Annotated in this window: 14 protein-coding genes; 2 read left to right on the top strand and 12 right to left on the bottom strand. The window is 74.2% G+C overall.

What is annotated here, in order from left to right; genetic code table 11:
- Positions 1-42: 42 nt before the first annotated feature.
- From B7P34_RS09655 to B7P34_RS09645, 3 genes are all read right to left on the bottom strand, one after another.
- Positions 43-1,458 carry a glycoside hydrolase family 18 protein gene (locus B7P34_RS09655; protein WP_106675408.1) on the bottom strand — a complete coding sequence of 472 codons (1,416 nt, stop codon included), beginning with the start codon at positions 1,456-1,458 and terminating at the stop codon, positions 43-45.
- Positions 1,459-1,590: 132 nt separating this feature from the next.
- On the bottom strand, positions 1,591-3,006 hold the full coding sequence (locus B7P34_RS09650; RefSeq protein WP_106675407.1) for a sensor histidine kinase: 1,416 nt from the start codon (positions 3,004-3,006) through the stop codon (positions 1,591-1,593).
- Positions 3,003-3,713 carry a response regulator transcription factor gene (locus tag B7P34_RS09645; RefSeq protein ID WP_189382624.1) on the bottom strand — a complete coding sequence of 237 codons (711 nt, stop codon included), beginning with the start codon at positions 3,711-3,713 and terminating at the stop codon, positions 3,003-3,005. The genes B7P34_RS09650 and B7P34_RS09645 overlap by 4 nt, the downstream gene beginning before the upstream one ends.
- Positions 3,714-3,755: 42 nt before the next feature.
- On the opposite strand from B7P34_RS09645, the gene B7P34_RS09640 reads away from it, so the two are divergent.
- Complete coding sequence (locus B7P34_RS09640) at positions 3,756-4,283, top strand: hypothetical protein (RefSeq protein WP_106675419.1); 528 nt, start codon at positions 3,756-3,758, stop codon at positions 4,281-4,283.
- Between the two features lie 19 nt (positions 4,284-4,302).
- Here B7P34_RS09640 and B7P34_RS09635 read toward each other — a convergent pair whose 3' ends face one another.
- The 9 genes from B7P34_RS09635 to B7P34_RS09595 form a co-directional block, all read right to left on the bottom strand.
- Positions 4,303-4,740, bottom strand: a complete 438-nt coding sequence (locus B7P34_RS09635; protein WP_223267681.1) for a hypothetical protein — start codon at positions 4,738-4,740, stop codon at positions 4,303-4,305.
- The gene (locus B7P34_RS09630; RefSeq protein ID WP_106675405.1) at positions 4,737-5,411 is read right to left on the bottom strand and encodes a GntR family transcriptional regulator; all 675 of its coding nucleotides are present in this window, start codon (positions 5,409-5,411) and stop codon (positions 4,737-4,739) included. Before B7P34_RS09630 ends, B7P34_RS09635 begins: the two co-directional genes overlap by 4 nt.
- 58 nt (positions 5,412-5,469) lie before the next feature.
- Positions 5,470-6,843 (bottom strand): aldehyde dehydrogenase family protein, encoded by a 1,374-nt coding sequence (locus B7P34_RS09625; RefSeq protein WP_106675404.1) that lies wholly within the window; start codon positions 6,841-6,843, stop codon positions 5,470-5,472.
- Positions 6,840-7,844 carry a proline racemase family protein gene (locus B7P34_RS09620; RefSeq protein WP_106675403.1) on the bottom strand — a complete coding sequence of 335 codons (1,005 nt, stop codon included), beginning with the start codon at positions 7,842-7,844 and terminating at the stop codon, positions 6,840-6,842. The genes B7P34_RS09625 and B7P34_RS09620 overlap by 4 nt, the downstream gene beginning before the upstream one ends.
- A 27-nt stretch (positions 7,845-7,871) precedes the next feature.
- A complete protein-coding gene (locus B7P34_RS09615; protein ID WP_106675402.1) occupies positions 7,872-8,780 on the bottom strand; it encodes a dihydrodipicolinate synthase family protein in 909 nt (302 codons plus the stop codon).
- Between the two features lie 63 nt (positions 8,781-8,843).
- Positions 8,844-10,298 carry an NAD(P)/FAD-dependent oxidoreductase gene (locus B7P34_RS09610; RefSeq protein ID WP_106675401.1) on the bottom strand — a complete coding sequence of 485 codons (1,455 nt, stop codon included), beginning with the start codon at positions 10,296-10,298 and terminating at the stop codon, positions 8,844-8,846.
- Positions 10,299-10,377: 79 nt separating this feature from the next.
- Positions 10,378-10,698, bottom strand: a complete 321-nt coding sequence (locus tag B7P34_RS09605) for a (2Fe-2S)-binding protein (protein WP_106675400.1) — start codon at positions 10,696-10,698, stop codon at positions 10,378-10,380.
- Positions 10,699-10,793: 95 nt separating this feature from the next.
- A complete protein-coding gene (locus B7P34_RS09600; protein WP_286157463.1) occupies positions 10,794-11,957 on the bottom strand; it encodes an NAD(P)/FAD-dependent oxidoreductase in 1,164 nt (387 codons plus the stop codon).
- Positions 11,958-12,027: 70 nt separating this feature from the next.
- A complete protein-coding gene (locus B7P34_RS09595) occupies positions 12,028-13,398 on the bottom strand; it encodes an aminopeptidase P family protein (protein ID WP_106675399.1) in 1,371 nt (456 codons plus the stop codon).
- 168 nt (positions 13,399-13,566) lie between these two features.
- Between B7P34_RS09595 and B7P34_RS09590 the strand changes: the two genes are divergently transcribed.
- Entirely contained in the window at positions 13,567-15,303 is a 1,737-nt protein-coding gene (locus tag B7P34_RS09590) for an ABC transporter substrate-binding protein (RefSeq protein ID WP_106675398.1), read from the top strand.
- Position 15,304 lies beyond the last annotated feature (1 nt).

The raw sequence follows: 15,304 nt of genomic DNA, 5'->3' as shown, positions 1-15,304 counted from the left end.
GGGGGTGTGGGGGGAATCCGTACGGGGAACGGGAAGCGCGCGTCAGCCCTTGAACGCGGCGAAGGCCTTGGTGAAGGCGTACTCGTCCTGCAGGACGGAGCTGCAAGTGGCGGAGGCGGAGTTCTGCGCGCCGCCCGGGCACTGCTTGTCGCGCGTGGCGGACCACATGGACAGCCGGCCGAGGCCCTTGGAGCGGGCGAACTTCACCAGCTGGTCCGCGTCGTCGGTCTTGAAGACCTCACCGGCCACGTCGTTGACGCCGATCATCGGGGTGACCGCGACGGCCTTCCACGCGGCCCGGTCGCTCAGCCCGAGCACGCCCTTGACCTGGGCCTGCGTCGCCGTGGCGGCGTCGATCGCGTACTGCCCCATGTCGCCGTTGAAGGACGAGCCGTAGTCCATGGCCATGACGTTGACCGTGGAGACGGACACGCCGTTCTTCTTGGCGTTCTCGACGAGGTTGACGCCGTCCTGGGTGAGGCCCGTGGGCATCACCGGGAGCGTGAAGGAGACGTCGAGGCCGGGGTGCTTCTTCTGCAGCAGCGCGACGGCCTGGGCGCGGCGCGTGTTGGCGGCCGTGTCGGGCAGTGCGCCGCCCTCGATGTCGAAGTCGACCTTGGTGAGCTTGTACGCGTCCACGACCTTGCCGTACGCGGCGGCGAGGTCGCCGGCGGAGGAGCAGGCGAGTCCGAGTTCGGACCCGGCGGCGCCGCCGAAGGAGACGCGCACGTCGCCGCCCGCCTCGCGCAGCCGGTCTATCTGCTGGGCGACGGGGTTGCTGCCGAGGTCGCTGACGCCGCCCCACTTGGGGGTGCAGCCGCCGCCGGAGGTGACGAAGGCGAGGGTGAATTCCTTGACGCCCGTCTTCCGGGCAGTGGCCAGGAGGTCGTACGAGGGGTGGAGGAGGGTGTCGACGTACGGGGCGAACGCGGGCTTCGCGCCGCCGGGTGCGGGGGTGCCCTGGGTCGGCCCGGGGCGGGAGGGGCTCGGCGCGGGGCTGGTCGGCCGCGGAGCGGGGGTCTTGTCCGCGGAGCACTTCTCGCCGTTGATCCGGCAGTTCGCCGGGGCCGCGCCGGCCGCGGCGCCGGTGGCCACGAAGCCGACGGTCACGGACGCGCCCGGGGCGATCGTCCTGTTCCAGCTCTCCGGCTCGACGGTGACGCTGCGGCCGCTGACGGTGTGCTTGCCGTTCCACAGGGACGTGATCTTCGCGCCCTCCGGGAGGTCGAACGTCAGCTTCCAGCCGGGCAGTTCCTTGCCGGTGCCGTTGGTGAGGACGTACTGGCCGGTGTAGCCGCCGGACCAGGAGCCGGTGGTGGAGAAGTCCGCGCCGACCGGCGTGGCCTGTGCCGTGCCGGTGAGGGTGAACGCGGCGCCCGTCGCGAGCGCCGCGGCGACCCCGATGCCGGCGAGCCGCGCCGTGCGGCCGACTCGCCGGCGGTGTGCGTTGGATCCCATCGCGTGCCTGCCTGTTCTCACTTCGGGGGGTGGGTACGGTCGGCACGCTAGCGAGCCCGAACCCGGCAAATCGCCCAACCTCGGCTCGGGGACACCTTCTTATGGCGGGCTTAAGGAACGCATCGGCGGGCGTTAATGCCGGGCCCGGCCGCGCCGCACCCGGCGGCGTGCGCGGCGCCGCGGCCCGTCCCCTCCGTCCAGGGCGAGCCACACCCGCACCTCCGTGCCGCCGAGCACCGACCGCCCGATCCGCACGTCGCCGCCCGTGGACTCCGCGACCCGGCGCACGATGTCCAGGCCGAGCCCGGTCGAGCCGGGGCCTCCGTCGCCGTGGCCGCGGCGCAGGGCGGCGTCGGGGTCCGCGATGCCGGGGCCCGCGTCGGAGACGAGGACGATGACGGCGTCCTCGCTGCGGTGCACGTCGACGGCGAAGGCGGTGCCTTCCGGGGTGTGCCGGAAGACGTTGCCGAGCATCGCGTCGAGCGCGGCGACGAGTTCGGGGCGGGCGACGGGGACGCGTACGGTCGTGTCGACGCCCGCGAGCCCGGCCGCGCGCCCCTCGTCCTCGGCGAGCGCGGACCAGAAGTCCATCCGGTCGCGGATCACTTCGCAGGCGTCGCAGCCGAGCGGGGGCCGCTCCTTCCGCTCGCCCTGTTCGCGGGCGGCGCGGATGAGCTGGTCGACCTCGCGTTCCAGCTGGGCGACGGCGGCGCGGGTCTGGTCGGCGGCGGGGCCCTCGCCGAGGGACGCGGCGTTGAGGCGGAGGACGGTGAGGGGGGTGCGGAGCCGGTGCGAGAGGTCGGCGGCGAGCTCGCGTTCGGCGGCGAGGAGCTGCACGATCTTGTCGGCCATGGAGTTGAACGCCACGGCCGCGGCCCGCAGTTCGGCCGGGCCACCCTCGCGGACGCGCACGCCCAGCTTCCCCTCCCCCAGCTCGGCGGCGGCCCGTGCGAGGCGTTCCGCCGGGCGTACGAGGCGCAGGCCGAGGCGGTCGGCGAGGGCGACGGAGCCGACGACGAGGCCGAGGCCCACGGCGGTGAGGATCGCCCAGGACGTGGTGACGCCGTTGCCGACCGCTCGGTGCGGGACGTAGACCTCGACGACCGCGAACTCGCCGGTGCTCAGGGCGGTCGGCTGGAGCAGGGCGTAGCCGCCGGGTACGGAGGTGACGGCGGAGCGGCCGCGGCGGGCGGTCTCCACGTCGCGCGGCTCGGCCCGGCTGCGGCCGATGTCGTAGGCCTGGCGCGCCGGCACCGGGTGCGCGTCGTGCGTGCCGGTGCCCGTTCCCCGGTGCGCGGCCTCGTCGCCGGGTACGTGGACGGCCATCCGTTCCTCGCCACCGGCCTGCGAGCTGGCGACGGCGCGTTCCAGCTGGTCGCGGTCGGTGGTGATGGCGAGGGCCGGCCGGATCTGGGCCGCCTGCCGTTCGGCGTCGGCGAAGGCGCGGTCGCGGGCCAGTTCCTTGACGACCAGTCCGAGGGGCACGGCGAAGGCCAGGACCACCATGACGGTGACGGCCAGCGACACTCTGACGAGCGCCCACCTCATGCCTGTTCCGCCGGGGGCTGTTCCAGCTTCACCCCGACTCCGCGGACGGTGTGGAGGTAGCGCGGGCTGGCGGCCGTCTCGCCGAGTTTGCGGCGCAGCCAGGACAGGTGCACGTCGATGGTCTGGTCGTCGCCGTAGGACTGCTGCCAGACCTCGGCGAGGAGCTCCTTGCGCGGGACGACGACGCCCGGGCGGCCGGCCAGGTAGGCGAGCAGGTCGAACTCACGCCGGGTCAGGTCCAGGGCGGTCCCGTCGAGTTCCGCGAGCCTGCGCAGCGGGTCGACGGCCAGGCCGCCGACGCGCAGTGCCCCGGACGGCGCCGGGTCGCCCGCCGCGGCGCCGCCCCTGCCCGTGCGGCGCAGGACGGCGGCCATGCGCGCGGTCAGGTGTGCCACGGAGAAGGGCTTGACGAGGTAGTCGTCGGCGCCGTCGGTGAGCAGCCGGATGATCTCCGCTTCGTCGTCGCGCGCGGTGGCGACGATGACCGGCACGTCGGTGATGCCGCGCAGCATCTTCAGGGCCTGCGCCCCGTCGAGGTCCGGCAGGCCGAGGTCGAGGATGACCAGGTCGAAGCCGACCTGCGCGACTTCGCGCAACGCTTCCAGGGCGGTTCCGACGCTGCGTACGGTGTGCGCGGCCTCGGTCAGCTCCCGGATGAGGGCGGAGCGCACGAACGGATCGTCCTCGACTACGAGCAGTCTTGCCATGGCCCGCACCGTACGCCATACGGGTGAGGCACTATGAGCCAGGTGAGGCGAGGAATCATGCAGGCCCTGGCGTGGGTGCTGGCGACGGCGGCGGCCATGGCGGTGTCCTGGTACGGGGTGCGGACGGTGCTGACGGGCACGGCCTACGAGCCGCCGCGCGCGCTGCCGATCTCCGGCACGACGCCGCCGCCCGGGCCGGCTGCGAGCGACCCGGCCCGCACGCCGCGCACGGCGGAACAACCGGCCTCTCCCTCACCGTCCCGCAGCAGCGCCGCGCCCGTGCCGGACGCGTCACCGCGGCCCGGCTCCCCGCCTTCGTCGCCGTCGCCGTCGCCGTCGGGCGGCAACGGAGAGGTGAAGAGCTTCCCCGTCCGGGGCGGGCGGGCGGTCTTCGACCTGGGTGAGTCCTCGGCGGCGCTCGTCTCGGCGACGCCGGACGAGGGCTGGCAGATGCGCGTGTGGAAGCAGAGCGCGTGGATCCGGGTGGACTTCATGGCCGGCACGAGGACGACGTCCCTGTTCGTCACCTGGAACGGCCACCCGCCGCAGGTCCAGACGGTGGAGAACTGACCACACCCGGGCAGAGGCATCAGACCTCGGGGAGGAACGCGGGATCGATCCCGATCGAGGCGACGCCTTCGCGTACGGCGTGGACGAACTGCCTGCTGGCCGCGACGAGGTCCTCCCACGCGACGGGCGCGGACCACACGCCGGGCGCGAAGAGGAACCCCACGCTCCAGCCGCCTTCGGAGCGCGCGATCCGCACGAGCCCCGGGTCCGCGCTCACCGAGTCGAGCGCGAAGTCCCGGGCCCCCGCGTCCGGGCTCCGGAGCCGGAGCGCCAGGGAGTGCGCGAGTTCGGCGACGGGGAACCGCTCCTCGGTCCACAGGGCATCGTCGCCGTCCCAGCAGGTCAGCTCCGCCTCGATGTCGGCGAGCAGCATGGCCGGGTGGATCTCCTGCGGTGCGAGCCCGCGGCGCGGGAGGTCCGGTGCCGCGAAGTCCCGGCACGTGAGTCGCAGCGTCACGGCTTGCCGCCGTCCTTCGCCCACAGGGAGCGCACGTGGCCGAGGTGGCGGGCCATGCACTTCTCGGCGCCCTTGGCGTCGCCCGCGAGCATCAGGTCCAGGAGTTCGAGGTGTTCCTCGGCGGAGGGGATGAGGTCGCCGCGCTCGTCGAGCGCGGTCAGCCCGTACAGGCGCGAGCGCTTGCGCAGGTCGCCGACCGTCTCGACGAGGCGTTCGTTGCCGGAGAGGGCCAGCAGCGTGAGGTGGAACTGCCGGTCGGCTTCCAGATAGCCGATGAGGTCGTGGTCGCGGGCGGCGCGCACGATCTCCTCGGCGACCGGGCGGAGCGCTTCGAGGTCCTCGCGGGCCGCGGCGCGGGTGATCCGGCCGGTCATGGGGACCTCGATGAGCGTGCGGATCTCGGTGTACTGGTCGAGGTCGCGCTCGTTGACCTCGGTGACCCGGAAGCCCTTGTTGCGGACCGGCTCGACCAGGCCCTCGCGGGCGAGGTCGAGCATGGCCTCGCGCACCGGGGTCGCGGAGATGCCGAAGTCCTCCGCGAGCTGCGGGGCGGAGTAGACCTCGCCGGGGCGGAGTTCGCCGGAGATGAGGGCGGCGCGCAGGGCGTGGGCGACCTGGTCGCGCAGCCGCTCGGTGGCGGTGATGAGGTTGCGCTGTTTGAGGTGGCCCATGATGTCCCTTTCGTGCCCCGATGGACTGGACCACCAAGCGTACAATGTCACATCTTGCTCAGGGTGCCAGGGTATAGGTGCGACTGGAGGTGTAGAAGTCCAGTACGGCGCGGCCCTGTTCGCGGGGTCCGTGGCCGGAGGCCTTGGTCCCGCCGAACGGCACGTGGAAGTCGGCGCCGGTGGACGGCCCGTTGACGCGGATCATGCCGGTGTCGAGGTCGTCGAGCCCTTGCAGCACCGCTTCCAGCCCGGCGGTGTGGACGGACGTGACCAGCCCGTACGGGACCGCGTTGCTGATCCGTACGGCGTGCTGCAGGTCGTCCGCGGGCAGCAGCGCGGCGACGGGCGCGAACACCTCCTCGGTGAGCAGCGGGTGGCCGTCGGGAACCTTCTCGGCGACCGTGGGGGCCGCGTACCAGCCGGGGCCGTCCGCGGCGCTGCCCGCGGCGAGGACGGGGGCGCCGGTCAGCGCTCGGTCGAAGCGGTCGCGGGCCCGGCCCGAGATGAGGGGGCCGCACACGGTCGCGGGGTCGGCCGGGTCGCCCACGGGCAGGGCGCGCAGCACCTCCGCGAGGGCTTCGCGGAGCGGGCCGAGGGCGGTGCCGACGGCGATGACGCGGCTGGTGGCGGTGCACTTCTGCCCCGCGTAGCCGGCGAGGGCGGCGGCGATGTGGGCGGCGGCCCGCCCGATGTCGGCGTCGGGCAGGACGATCGCCGCGTTCAGGCCTCCCGTCTCGGCCTGGACGGGGACGCCGCGCGCGGTGGCGGCCCGGGCGACGGCGTCACCGGCCGCGGTGGAGCCGGTGAAGGAGACGACGTCGGCGGCCGAGACGACGGCGCCGCCTTCCGTCGCGCCACCGGGCACGACCGTGAACACGCCGTCCGGCAGCGCCGCCTGGACGAGCTCGGCCAGGCGGAGGGCGCAGGCGGTGGCCTCGGGCGCCGGTTTGAGGACGACCGTGTTGCCCACCGCCAGGGCGGGCGCGGCCTTCCAGGACGGGATGGCGAAGGGGAAGTTCCAGGGCGTGATCAGGCCGGCGACGCCGTGCGGGCGGCGGCGGGTGAGCAGCAGCCCGGCTCCGGCGGCCGTCTCGTGGACCGTGCCGGCCGCCTCGTAGGGGGCCTGGGCGTAGTACCGCCAGATCGCGGCCGTGCGCGCGACCTCGGCCCGTGCCTCGGCGAGGGGTTTGCCCGTCTCGCGCACGGCGAGGGCGGCGAGTTCACCGGCGGCGGACTCGACGGACGAGGCGATGGCCCCGAGGGCCGAGGAGCGGGCGGCGGCGCCGGCGCGGGCCCAGCCTGGCTGGGCGGCGCGGGCCCGTTCGACGGCCTCGGCGGCGGCCGGGGCGCCGGGCGCGGCGATCTCGGTGACGACGTCGGAGGGGTCGGCCGGGTTGACGGAGACGAGGGGGGTGGCGGGGGCGGCGGTCACAGGAGGAAACCTCCGGGGAAGGGGTCGTCCGGGTCGAGGAAGTACTGGGCGGTGCCGGTGATCCAGGCGCGTCCGGTGACGGCGGGCACGACCGCCGGCACGCCGGCGACCTGCGTCTCCCCCACCAGGCGGCCGGTGAACCGGGTGCCGATGAAGGACTCGTTGACGAAGTCGCGCTCCAGCGGGAGCGCGCCGCGGGCGTGCAGCTGGGCCATCCGGGCGGAGGTGCCGGTGCCGCAGGGCGACCGGTCGAACCAGCCGGGGTGGATGGCCATGGCGTGCCGGGAGTGGTGCGCGTCCGAGCCGGGGGCGGCGAGGTAGACGTGTTTGAGGCCGCTGATCCCGGGGTGCTCGGGGTGGACGGGCCGGTCGGGCGAAGCGTTGATCGCGTCCATGAGAGCGAGCCCGGCGGCGAGCAGGTCGCCCTTGCGCTCGCGGTCGAAGGGCAGTCCCAGGGCGTCGAGTTCGGCGAAGGCGTAGAAGTTGCCGCCGAAGGCGAGGTCGTAGGTGACCGTCCCGTACCCCGGCACGTCCGCCTTGCGGTCGAGGCCGAGGCAGAAGGAGGGCACGTTGGTGAGCGTGACGGACTTGGCGGCGCCGTCCTCGACCTGCACGTCGACGGTGATCAGGCCGGCGGGGGTGTCGAGGCGCACGGTGGTGACGGGCTCGCTGACCGGCACCATGCCGGTTTCGACGAGCACGGTCGCGACTCCGATGGTGCCGTGCCCGCACATGGGCAGCACCCCGGAGACCTCGATGTAGAGGACGCCGTAGTCCGCGTCCGGCCGGGTGGGCGGCTGGAGGATCGCGCCGCTCATGGAGGCGTGCCCGCGCGGCTCGTACATCAGGAGCGTGCGGAGGTGGTCCATGTGCTCGATGAAGTGGAGCCGGCGCTCGGCCATGGTGGCGCCGGGGATCACGCCGACGCCACCGGTGATGACGCGCGTGGGCATGCCCTCGGTGTGCGAGTCGACGGCATGGAAGATGTGACGGGTTCGCACGGACGTCCTTCCGCTGTCGGTACGGGGTCAGTGGTGGCCGTCGGCGACGGCCTTCTCCGTGGCGGCGCGCACCGCGGCCTCCGCCTCGCCCGTGAGCGGCAGGCGCGGCGGGCGGGTGGGGCCGCCGTGCTGTCCGGTGAGGTCCATGGAGAGCTTGATGGCCTGCACGAACTCCGTCCTGGAGTCCCAGCGCAGCAGGGGGTGCAGCGAGCGGTAGAGCGGCAGTGCCGTCTGCAGGTCACCGGCGACGGCGGCGCGGTAGAGCGCCGCGCAGGTGGCGGGGAAGGCGTTGGGGTAGCCGGCGATCCAGCCGGCGGCGCCCGCGGTGGCGAGCTCCAGGAGGACGTCGTCGGCGCCGACCAGCAGGTCGAGGTCGGGGGCGAGTTCGGCGATCTCGTAGGCGCGCCGGACGTCGCCGGTGAACTCCTTGACGGCCACGATGCTGCCGTCGGCGTGGAGCCGGGCGAGCAGGCCGGGGGTCAGGTCGACCTTGGTGTCGATGGGGTTGTTGTAGGCGACGACGGGTATCCCGGCGCGGGCGACGTCCGCGTAGTGGGCGCGCACGGCCTCCTCGCCGGCGCGGTAGGCGTTGGGCGGGAGCAGCAGGACGGAGCCGCAGCCGGCCTCGGCGGCCTGGTCGGCCCAGCGGCGGGCCTCGGCGCTGCCGTAGGCGGCGACGCCGGGCATCACCCGGGCCGGATCGCCGGCGGCCTCGACGGCGGTGCGCACGACCCGGGCGCGCTCGATCGGAGTGAGGGTCTGGTACTCGCCGAGGGAGCCGTTGGGGACGACGCCGTCGCAGCCGTTGTCCAGGAGGTGGCGGACGTGTGCGGCGTAGGCGTCGTGGTCGACGGTGAGGTCCTCGCGCAGCGGGAGCGCGGTGGCGACCATCACGCCGCGCCAGGGGCGGTCGGTGGTCCAGGAGGCGGTGGTCATGCCGGAAACCCTTCTATGACGTGCTGTGGCGTAGGGCGGATGCGGGACGGGTGGGAGTGCGGTTTACGTGGTGCCGGGTTCCTCCGGACCGGTGGCCAGGGTTCCCAGGGGTACGGGCACGGCGAGCGGTCGGCGCTCGGCGGACGGCGGTACGGTCCCCTGCGCCGTACCGGACGCCGCCAGGCAGGCCACCGCCGCGCCGCACATGCGGCCCTGGCACCAGCCCATGCCGGCCCGGGTGAGGAGCTTGACGGTGCGGGCGTCGCGGGCGCCGAGTTCGCCGGCGGCCTCGCGGATGCCGCCGGCGGTCACCTCCTCGCAGCGGCAGACCTCGGTGTCGTCGGGGAGCCAGGAGGTCCAGCCGGGGCCGGGTGCGTGGGCGGCGGCCATGGCGTCGGCGAAGGCACGCATGCGGTCGCGGCGGCGGGCCAGGTCCCGGGCGCGCCGGCTGCGGGTGAGGGCGGGGAGTCCGCGCAGCCGGGCGGCCACCGCGATGGCCGCCAGTTCACCCTCGGTGCGGGCGAGTTGCCAGCCGCCGGTTCCGCCGGTCTCGCCCGCGGCCCACAGGCCGGGCACCGAGGTCTCCTGGAGGGCGTCGAGGGCGAGGGCGTGCGTGCCGTCGGGGGTGTGGCGGGTCGCGCAGCCCAGGCCGGTGGCCAGTTCGATCTGGGGCACGAGTCCGTGGCCGACGGCCAGCGCGTCGCAGGCGATGCGGCGGCCCGTGCCCGGCACGGGCCGCCAGGCGCGGTCGAGCCGGGAGACGGTGACGGCTTCGACGCGGTCGGTGCCGTGCACTTCGGTGACGGCGCTGCGGGTGCGCAGCGGCGTGCGGTGGCGCAGCAGTGCGGAGCCGTGGACGGCTGCTTCGAGGAGCTTGTGGGGGCTGGTGGCGAGGGCGCGCGGGCTGCGGGCGTAGCCGAGGTAGCCGGAGGCCTCGACCACGGCGGGGACGCGGGCGCCCGCGGCGGCGAGGGAGGAGGCGACGGCGAGCAGGAGCGGACCGCTGCCCGCGACGACGATCCGCCGCCCGGGCAGCACGAGCCCGGCCTTGAGCATGGCCTGGGCGCCGCCGGCGCCCACGACGCCGGGCAGGGTCCAGCCGGGGAAGGGGAGTTGCCGCTCGTACGCGCCGGTCGCGAGGAGGACGGCACGGGCCCGGACCCGGGCCGGGGTGCCGCTTGCGGCGTCGGGTCCGGTGAGGGCGTGCACGGTCCACGTGCCGTCGTCGTCCTGCCGGGTGACGGTCCAGACGTGGTGGTGGGCGAGGTGGGCGGCCTCGCTCTCCTCGAAGCGGCGGCGGAGTGCGGTGAACTCGGCCCAGTCGTGGTGCAGGGCCTGCGGGCGCGCGGCGCCCAGGCCCGGGGCCGGGTGGCGGAAGTACTGGCCGCCGGTCCGCGGGGCGGCGTCCAGGAGGGCGACGGACAGGCCGAGTGTGCGGGCGGTGACGGCTCCGGCGAGGCCGGCGGGGCCCGCGCCGATCACGGCGAGGTCGTACGGCTCGGACGGCGCGGACGCCACATGCTGTTGAGACCCCTCGTACGGTTCACAGGCCTCGTATGGTTCACAGGCCTCGCACCGTTCACGGGCCTCGTACGGTTCAGACGGCGAGCCCGGCATGGCCGTGTCCCTCCTGAGTGGTGATCGCGTCGCCGGGCCGCGCGGGGACGAGGCAGGCCCGCCGGTTGGGCTCCCCGTTGACCGTGGCGAGGCAGTCGTAGCACTGCCCGATGCCGCAGAAGGCGCCGCGCGGGCGGCCGCCGTTCCGGGTGGTGCGCCAGGCGAGGATGCCCGCGCCCCACAGGGCGGCGGCGACGGACTGGCCGGGCAGGGCGGTGACCGGGCGGCCGTCGAAGGTGATCTCGAAGGGCGGTCCGGGGTCCGCGCCGACGAGGTCGGCGGGGGTGCGGTCACGCGCCACGGCGGGACTCCTTCCGGCTGGGGTGCTGGCTCGGGGGGACTGCGGGCGCCCGGCGCCCGGGGCGCGGTGACGGCGCCGGCCGGACCGGCGGGCGCTCACGCCGGCCCGAAGCGGTCGGGCCTGAAGGGTGCCGGGGACACGGGAGGTTCCCTGCCCGCCAGGATCGCTGCGATCAGCGCCCCCGTCCCCGGGGCGAGCCCGATGCCCGCGCCTTCGTGGCCGCAGGCGTGCAGCAGTCCGGGGACGCGGGGGTCGGGGCCGATGGCGGGCAGGTGGTCGGGCAGGTACGGGCGGAAGCCGGCGTACGTGCGGATGGCCCGTACCCGGGCCAGGACCGGGAAGAGCGCGGTGGCCTGTGCGGCGAGGCGGCGGAGCGCCTCGACGGACAGCGTGCGGTCGAAGTCGACCCGTTCGCGGCTGGCGCCGATGAGGACCGGCCCCGCCGGGGTGCCCTCGACCACCGCGGAGGTCTGCAGCGCGGCGGATCCGCTGGCCACGTCGGCGACGTAGTCGGCCGCGTAGACCTTGTGCCGGACCACGCGCGGCAGGGGTTCGGTGACGAGCACGAAGCCGCGGCGGGGCAGCACGGGCAGGTGGGCGCCGGCGAGCCGGGCCACGTCGCCACCCCAGGTGCCTGCGGCATTGACGACGTGCGGGGCGTGCAGGTCGCCCGCGGCCGTGCGGACGCCCCGCACCTCGCCGTGCGCGCCGGTGAGGACGGCGGTGACCTCTTCGCCGGTGCGCACCCGGGCGCCCGAGGCGCGCAGCAGGTGGGCGGCGGCGAGGGCGGGCTGGACCTGGGCGTCCTGCGGGTAGTGGAAGCCGCCGCCGAGGCCGGGTGCCAGGTGCGGCTCCAGTTCGTGCAGCCGGCCGGCGGGTATCTCCTCGGCGGTGACGCCCGCCTCGGCCTGGGCGGCGGCGAACTTCCGCAGCGCGGCCATGCCGGCGGCGTCGGAGGCGACGACGAGGCCGCCCTTGGCCTCGTACTCGATCCGGGCGGGGAGCTCCCGGGCCAGCTCCTGCCACAACCGGGTGGAGAGCAGGGCCAGTTCGAGCTCGGGGCCGGGTTCCTTGTCGGAGACCAGGAGGTTGCCTTCGCCGGCGCCCGTGGTCCCGCCGGCGACGGGGCCGCGGTCGAGCACGGTGACGGTGAGGCCGGAGCGGGCGGCGTAGTAGGCGCAGGCGGCGCCGACCACTCCCGCTCCGACGACGATGACGTCGGAGACGTCGCTGACGTCCGGGGGGTTGCTCAGGGGCACGTCAGTAATATTTCACATTGCACTGCACCTGCCAAGAGCTGGTCCGGACCTGACCGCCCCCCATTCCCCTTCAGCCGGCGAGGAGTTCGCCCATCCACGCCTCGACCGCGTCGGGCGTGCGCGGCAGCGCGTGCGACATCAGCCGCGCCCCGTCGGCGGTGATGACCAGGTCGTCCTCGATGCGCACGCCGATGCCGCGGAGTTCGGCCGGCAGCGTCTCGTCGTCGGCCTGAAGGTAAAGCCCGGGCTCGACGGTGAGCACCTGCCCTTCCTCCAGGACGCCGTCGAGGTAGGCGTCCGCGCGCGCCTGGGCGCAGTCGTGGACGTCCAGGCCGAGCATGTGGCCGCTGCTGCACAGCGTGTACCGGCGGTGGAAGTCGCCTTCGGCGTGCTGGAGCACGCCCCATTCGGCGAGGCCCTCGGCGATGACACGCATCCCGGCCCGGTGGAAGTCGCGGAAGCTCGCGCCGGGCTTGAGGGCGGCCATGCCCGCCTCCTGGGCGGCGAGCACGAGCTCGTAGACCTGACGCTGGACGGGTGAGAAGCGGCCCGAGAGCGGCAGGGTGCGGGTGAGGTCGGCGGTGTAGAGGGAGTCGGTCTCCACGCCGGCGTCCAGAAGCAGGAGTTCGCTGCGGTCGAGACGGCCTTCGTTGCGTATCCAGTGCAGGTAGCAGGCGTGGGCGCCCGAGGCGGCGATGGTCTCGTAGCCCGTGCCGTTGCCCTCCGCCCGGGCGCGCAGGCCGAAGACGCCCTCGATCCACCGCTCGCCGCGAGGATGGGCGAGCGCGCGCGGCAGCGCCCGTACGACGTCCTCGAAGCCGGCGACGGTGTGGTCCACGGCCAGTTGCAGCTGGCCGACCTCCCAGGCGTCCTTGACCAGCCGCAGTTCGCTGAGGGCGGCGGCGAGCCCGGCGTCGCGGGAGGCGTCGCGGCCCGGGGGCAGCTGGCCGTAGGCGTCCAGGTGCGCGCAGCGGATGCCGGTCATGCGCTCGGCTTCGCCGAGGTCGGGGCGGGGGCCGACCCAGAACTCGCCGTAGCGGCGGTCGCGGTAGAGCTCCGTGCCGTTGCGGGCCGAGCGCGGCCGCGCGTACAGCACCGCCTCGTGCCCGTGCGGGCCGTCGGGCTCCAGGACCAGCACGTGGCCGGCCTGTTCCTCGCCGGTGAGCCCGGTCAGCCAGGCGTACGCGCTGTGCGGCCGGAAGCGGTAGTCGCAGTCGTTGGAGCGCACGGCGAGCTCACCGGCGGGCACGATCAGGCGCTCGCCGGGGAAGCGCGCCGAGAGCTTCGCCCTGCGTGCCGCCGCGAGGTCCGCGACGGGCAGCCGGATGTCGCCGGGCAGCGGGGCCGGCGCCCAGTTGCCGGCCATGAAGGCCCCGAACTCCCCCGAGACGGGCAGGTCGTGACTTGCTGTGCGGATCGCGCCGGCTTCTGCTTCCTTCATGTGAATTCCTCCTCGGACACGGGCGGGTAACGGATCCATCGCCGGTTGAAGGGAAGGTGACTGACATCTTGTCAGTGCAATTTCACATTACTATGTTACGGGTCACATTTCAGCCCTGGGCGGCCGCCTGCCTCGACGGCTGCCCGGCCGTTCACGGAGTGACCACTGATGAACAAGCGCACGGGTACCACCCTGGCCGCCGTCACGGCGGCCGCCATCGCCCTCGGATCGGCCGGCTGTTCCGGCGATCAGCAGCCGGCGGGCGGGAAGAATCCCGCCGCCGTCCACGAGGGCGAGGCGATCGGCGGCACTCCGCAGAAGGGCGGCACCCTCACCGTGCTGTCCAACCAGGACTTCACCCACCTCGACCCGGCCCGCAGCTGGGTGATGAACGACATGGACTTCGGCACCCGGCTGCTCTACCGCACCCTGGTGACGTACAAGGCCGCACCCGGCAAACAGGGCAGTCAGCTCACCCCCGACCTCGCCACCGACCTCGGCACGCCCTCCGCCGACGCCAGGACCTGGACGTTCCACCTCAAGCCGGGGGTGAAGTACGAGGACGGCTCGCCCGTCACCGCGCAGGACGTCAAGTACAACGTCGAGCGGTCCTTCTCCCCCGACCTGCCCGGCGGCGCCGACTACGCCGCCCGCTACCTCGCCGGCGCCGAGGGCTACCGCGGCCCGGCCGAGGGCAAGCACCTGGACTCGGTCCGGACGCCCGACGACCGCACCATCGTCTTCGCCTTGCGCAAACCGTTCGCCGAGTTCCCGTACGCCACGGTCATGCCCACCTTCGCACCCGTCCCCCAGGCGCAGGACAAGGGCCCCCAGTACGACAACCGGCCGTTCTCCTCCGGCCCCTACAAGATCGAGTCCTACGCCCGGGGCAAGAAGCTCGTCCTCGTCCGCAACGAGCACTGGAGCCCGGCGACGGACGACGTCCGCAAGGCGTACCCGGACCGGCTCGTCGTCGTGATGGGCCTGAAGGCCAACCAGATCGACGACCGGCTGACGGCGAGCCGGGGCGCGGACGCCTCCGCCGTCTCCTGGGGCGCCCTGCGCCCCGAGAGCGGCGCCAAGGTGCTGCCCGACGCGGAGGTCAGGAAGCGGCTGATCGCCGAGTCCACCAACTGCACCGACATGGTGCAGATGCACACCGGCCGCGCCCCCTTCGACGACGTCCGCGTCCGCCGGGCCGTGCAGTACGCCCTCGACCGCGACGCCGTCCTGACCGCCTCCGGCGGCCCCGCCTTCAACGACCTGTCGACCGCGTACATGCCCGCCTCCCTCTTCGGCGGCAAGCAGCCCGACACCCTCGGGATCCCCGTCACGGGCGACGCGGAGAAGGCCAAGCAGCTCCTCAGGGAAGCGGGTAAACCGGACGGGCTGGCGACCAGAATGACGGTCTCGACCGGCGACAAGGGGAGGGCCGAGGCGATACAGCAGTCCCTCGCCGAGGCCGGCATCAAGGTCACCATCGAGACGGTCGACCCGTCCGCGTTCTACGCCACCATCGGCGACACCGGCAACCGCACCGACCTGGTGTACACCGGCTGGTGCCCCGACTACCCCTCCGGCTCCACCTTCCTGCCCTTCGTCTTCGACGGCCGCTTCATCAAGGAGAAGGGCAACTCCGGCAACCACTCCCTCTTCCGCGACGACGCCACGATGAAGCGGATGGACGAGATCGCGGCCATGACCGACACCGGCGAGGCCGCCAGGGCCTGGCAGCAGCTGGACGGCGAGATCCTCGCCAAGGCGCCCGCCGTGCCGGTGCTGGTCCGGCGCTGGCCGCTGGTCCTCGGCAGCAACATCGCCGGGGCCTACGGGCACACGTCCTTCGGCGGCCAGCTCGACTACGCCACGGCAGGCCTCAAGGACCCCGCGAAGAGCCGGGACTGAG

The sequence above is a fragment of the Streptosporangium nondiastaticum genome (assembly GCF_003011965.1).
In the GTDB taxonomy this organism is placed as follows: Bacteria; Actinomycetota; Actinomycetes; order Streptomycetales; family Streptomycetaceae; genus Streptomyces; species Streptomyces nondiastaticus.
The sequence above is the reverse complement of the archived record's forward strand: the minus strand, read 5'-3'. Positions and strand labels throughout refer to the sequence as shown.

Bases quoted from the DNA above. Each gene is read 5' to 3' on its own strand.
- B7P34_RS09655 (WP_106675408.1), bottom strand. From the start codon at position 1,458: ATGGGATCCAACGCACACCGCCGGCGAGTCGGCCGCACGGCGCGGCTC.
- B7P34_RS09650 (WP_106675407.1), bottom strand. From the start codon at position 3,006: ATGAGGTGGGCGCTCGTCAGAGTGTCGCTGGCCGTCACCGTCATGGTG.
- B7P34_RS09645 (WP_189382624.1), bottom strand. From the start codon at position 3,713: ATGGCAAGACTGCTCGTAGTCGAGGACGATCCGTTCGTGCGCTCCGCC.
- B7P34_RS09630 (WP_106675405.1), bottom strand. From the start codon at position 5,411: ATGGGCCACCTCAAACAGCGCAACCTCATCACCGCCACCGAGCGGCTG.
- B7P34_RS09615 (WP_106675402.1), bottom strand. From the start codon at position 8,780: ATGACCACCGCCTCCTGGACCACCGACCGCCCCTGGCGCGGCGTGATG.
- B7P34_RS09595 (WP_106675399.1), bottom strand. From the start codon at position 13,398: ATGAAGGAAGCAGAAGCCGGCGCGATCCGCACAGCAAGTCACGACCTG.
- B7P34_RS09590 (WP_106675398.1), top strand. From the start codon at position 13,567: ATGAACAAGCGCACGGGTACCACCCTGGCCGCCGTCACGGCGGCCGCC.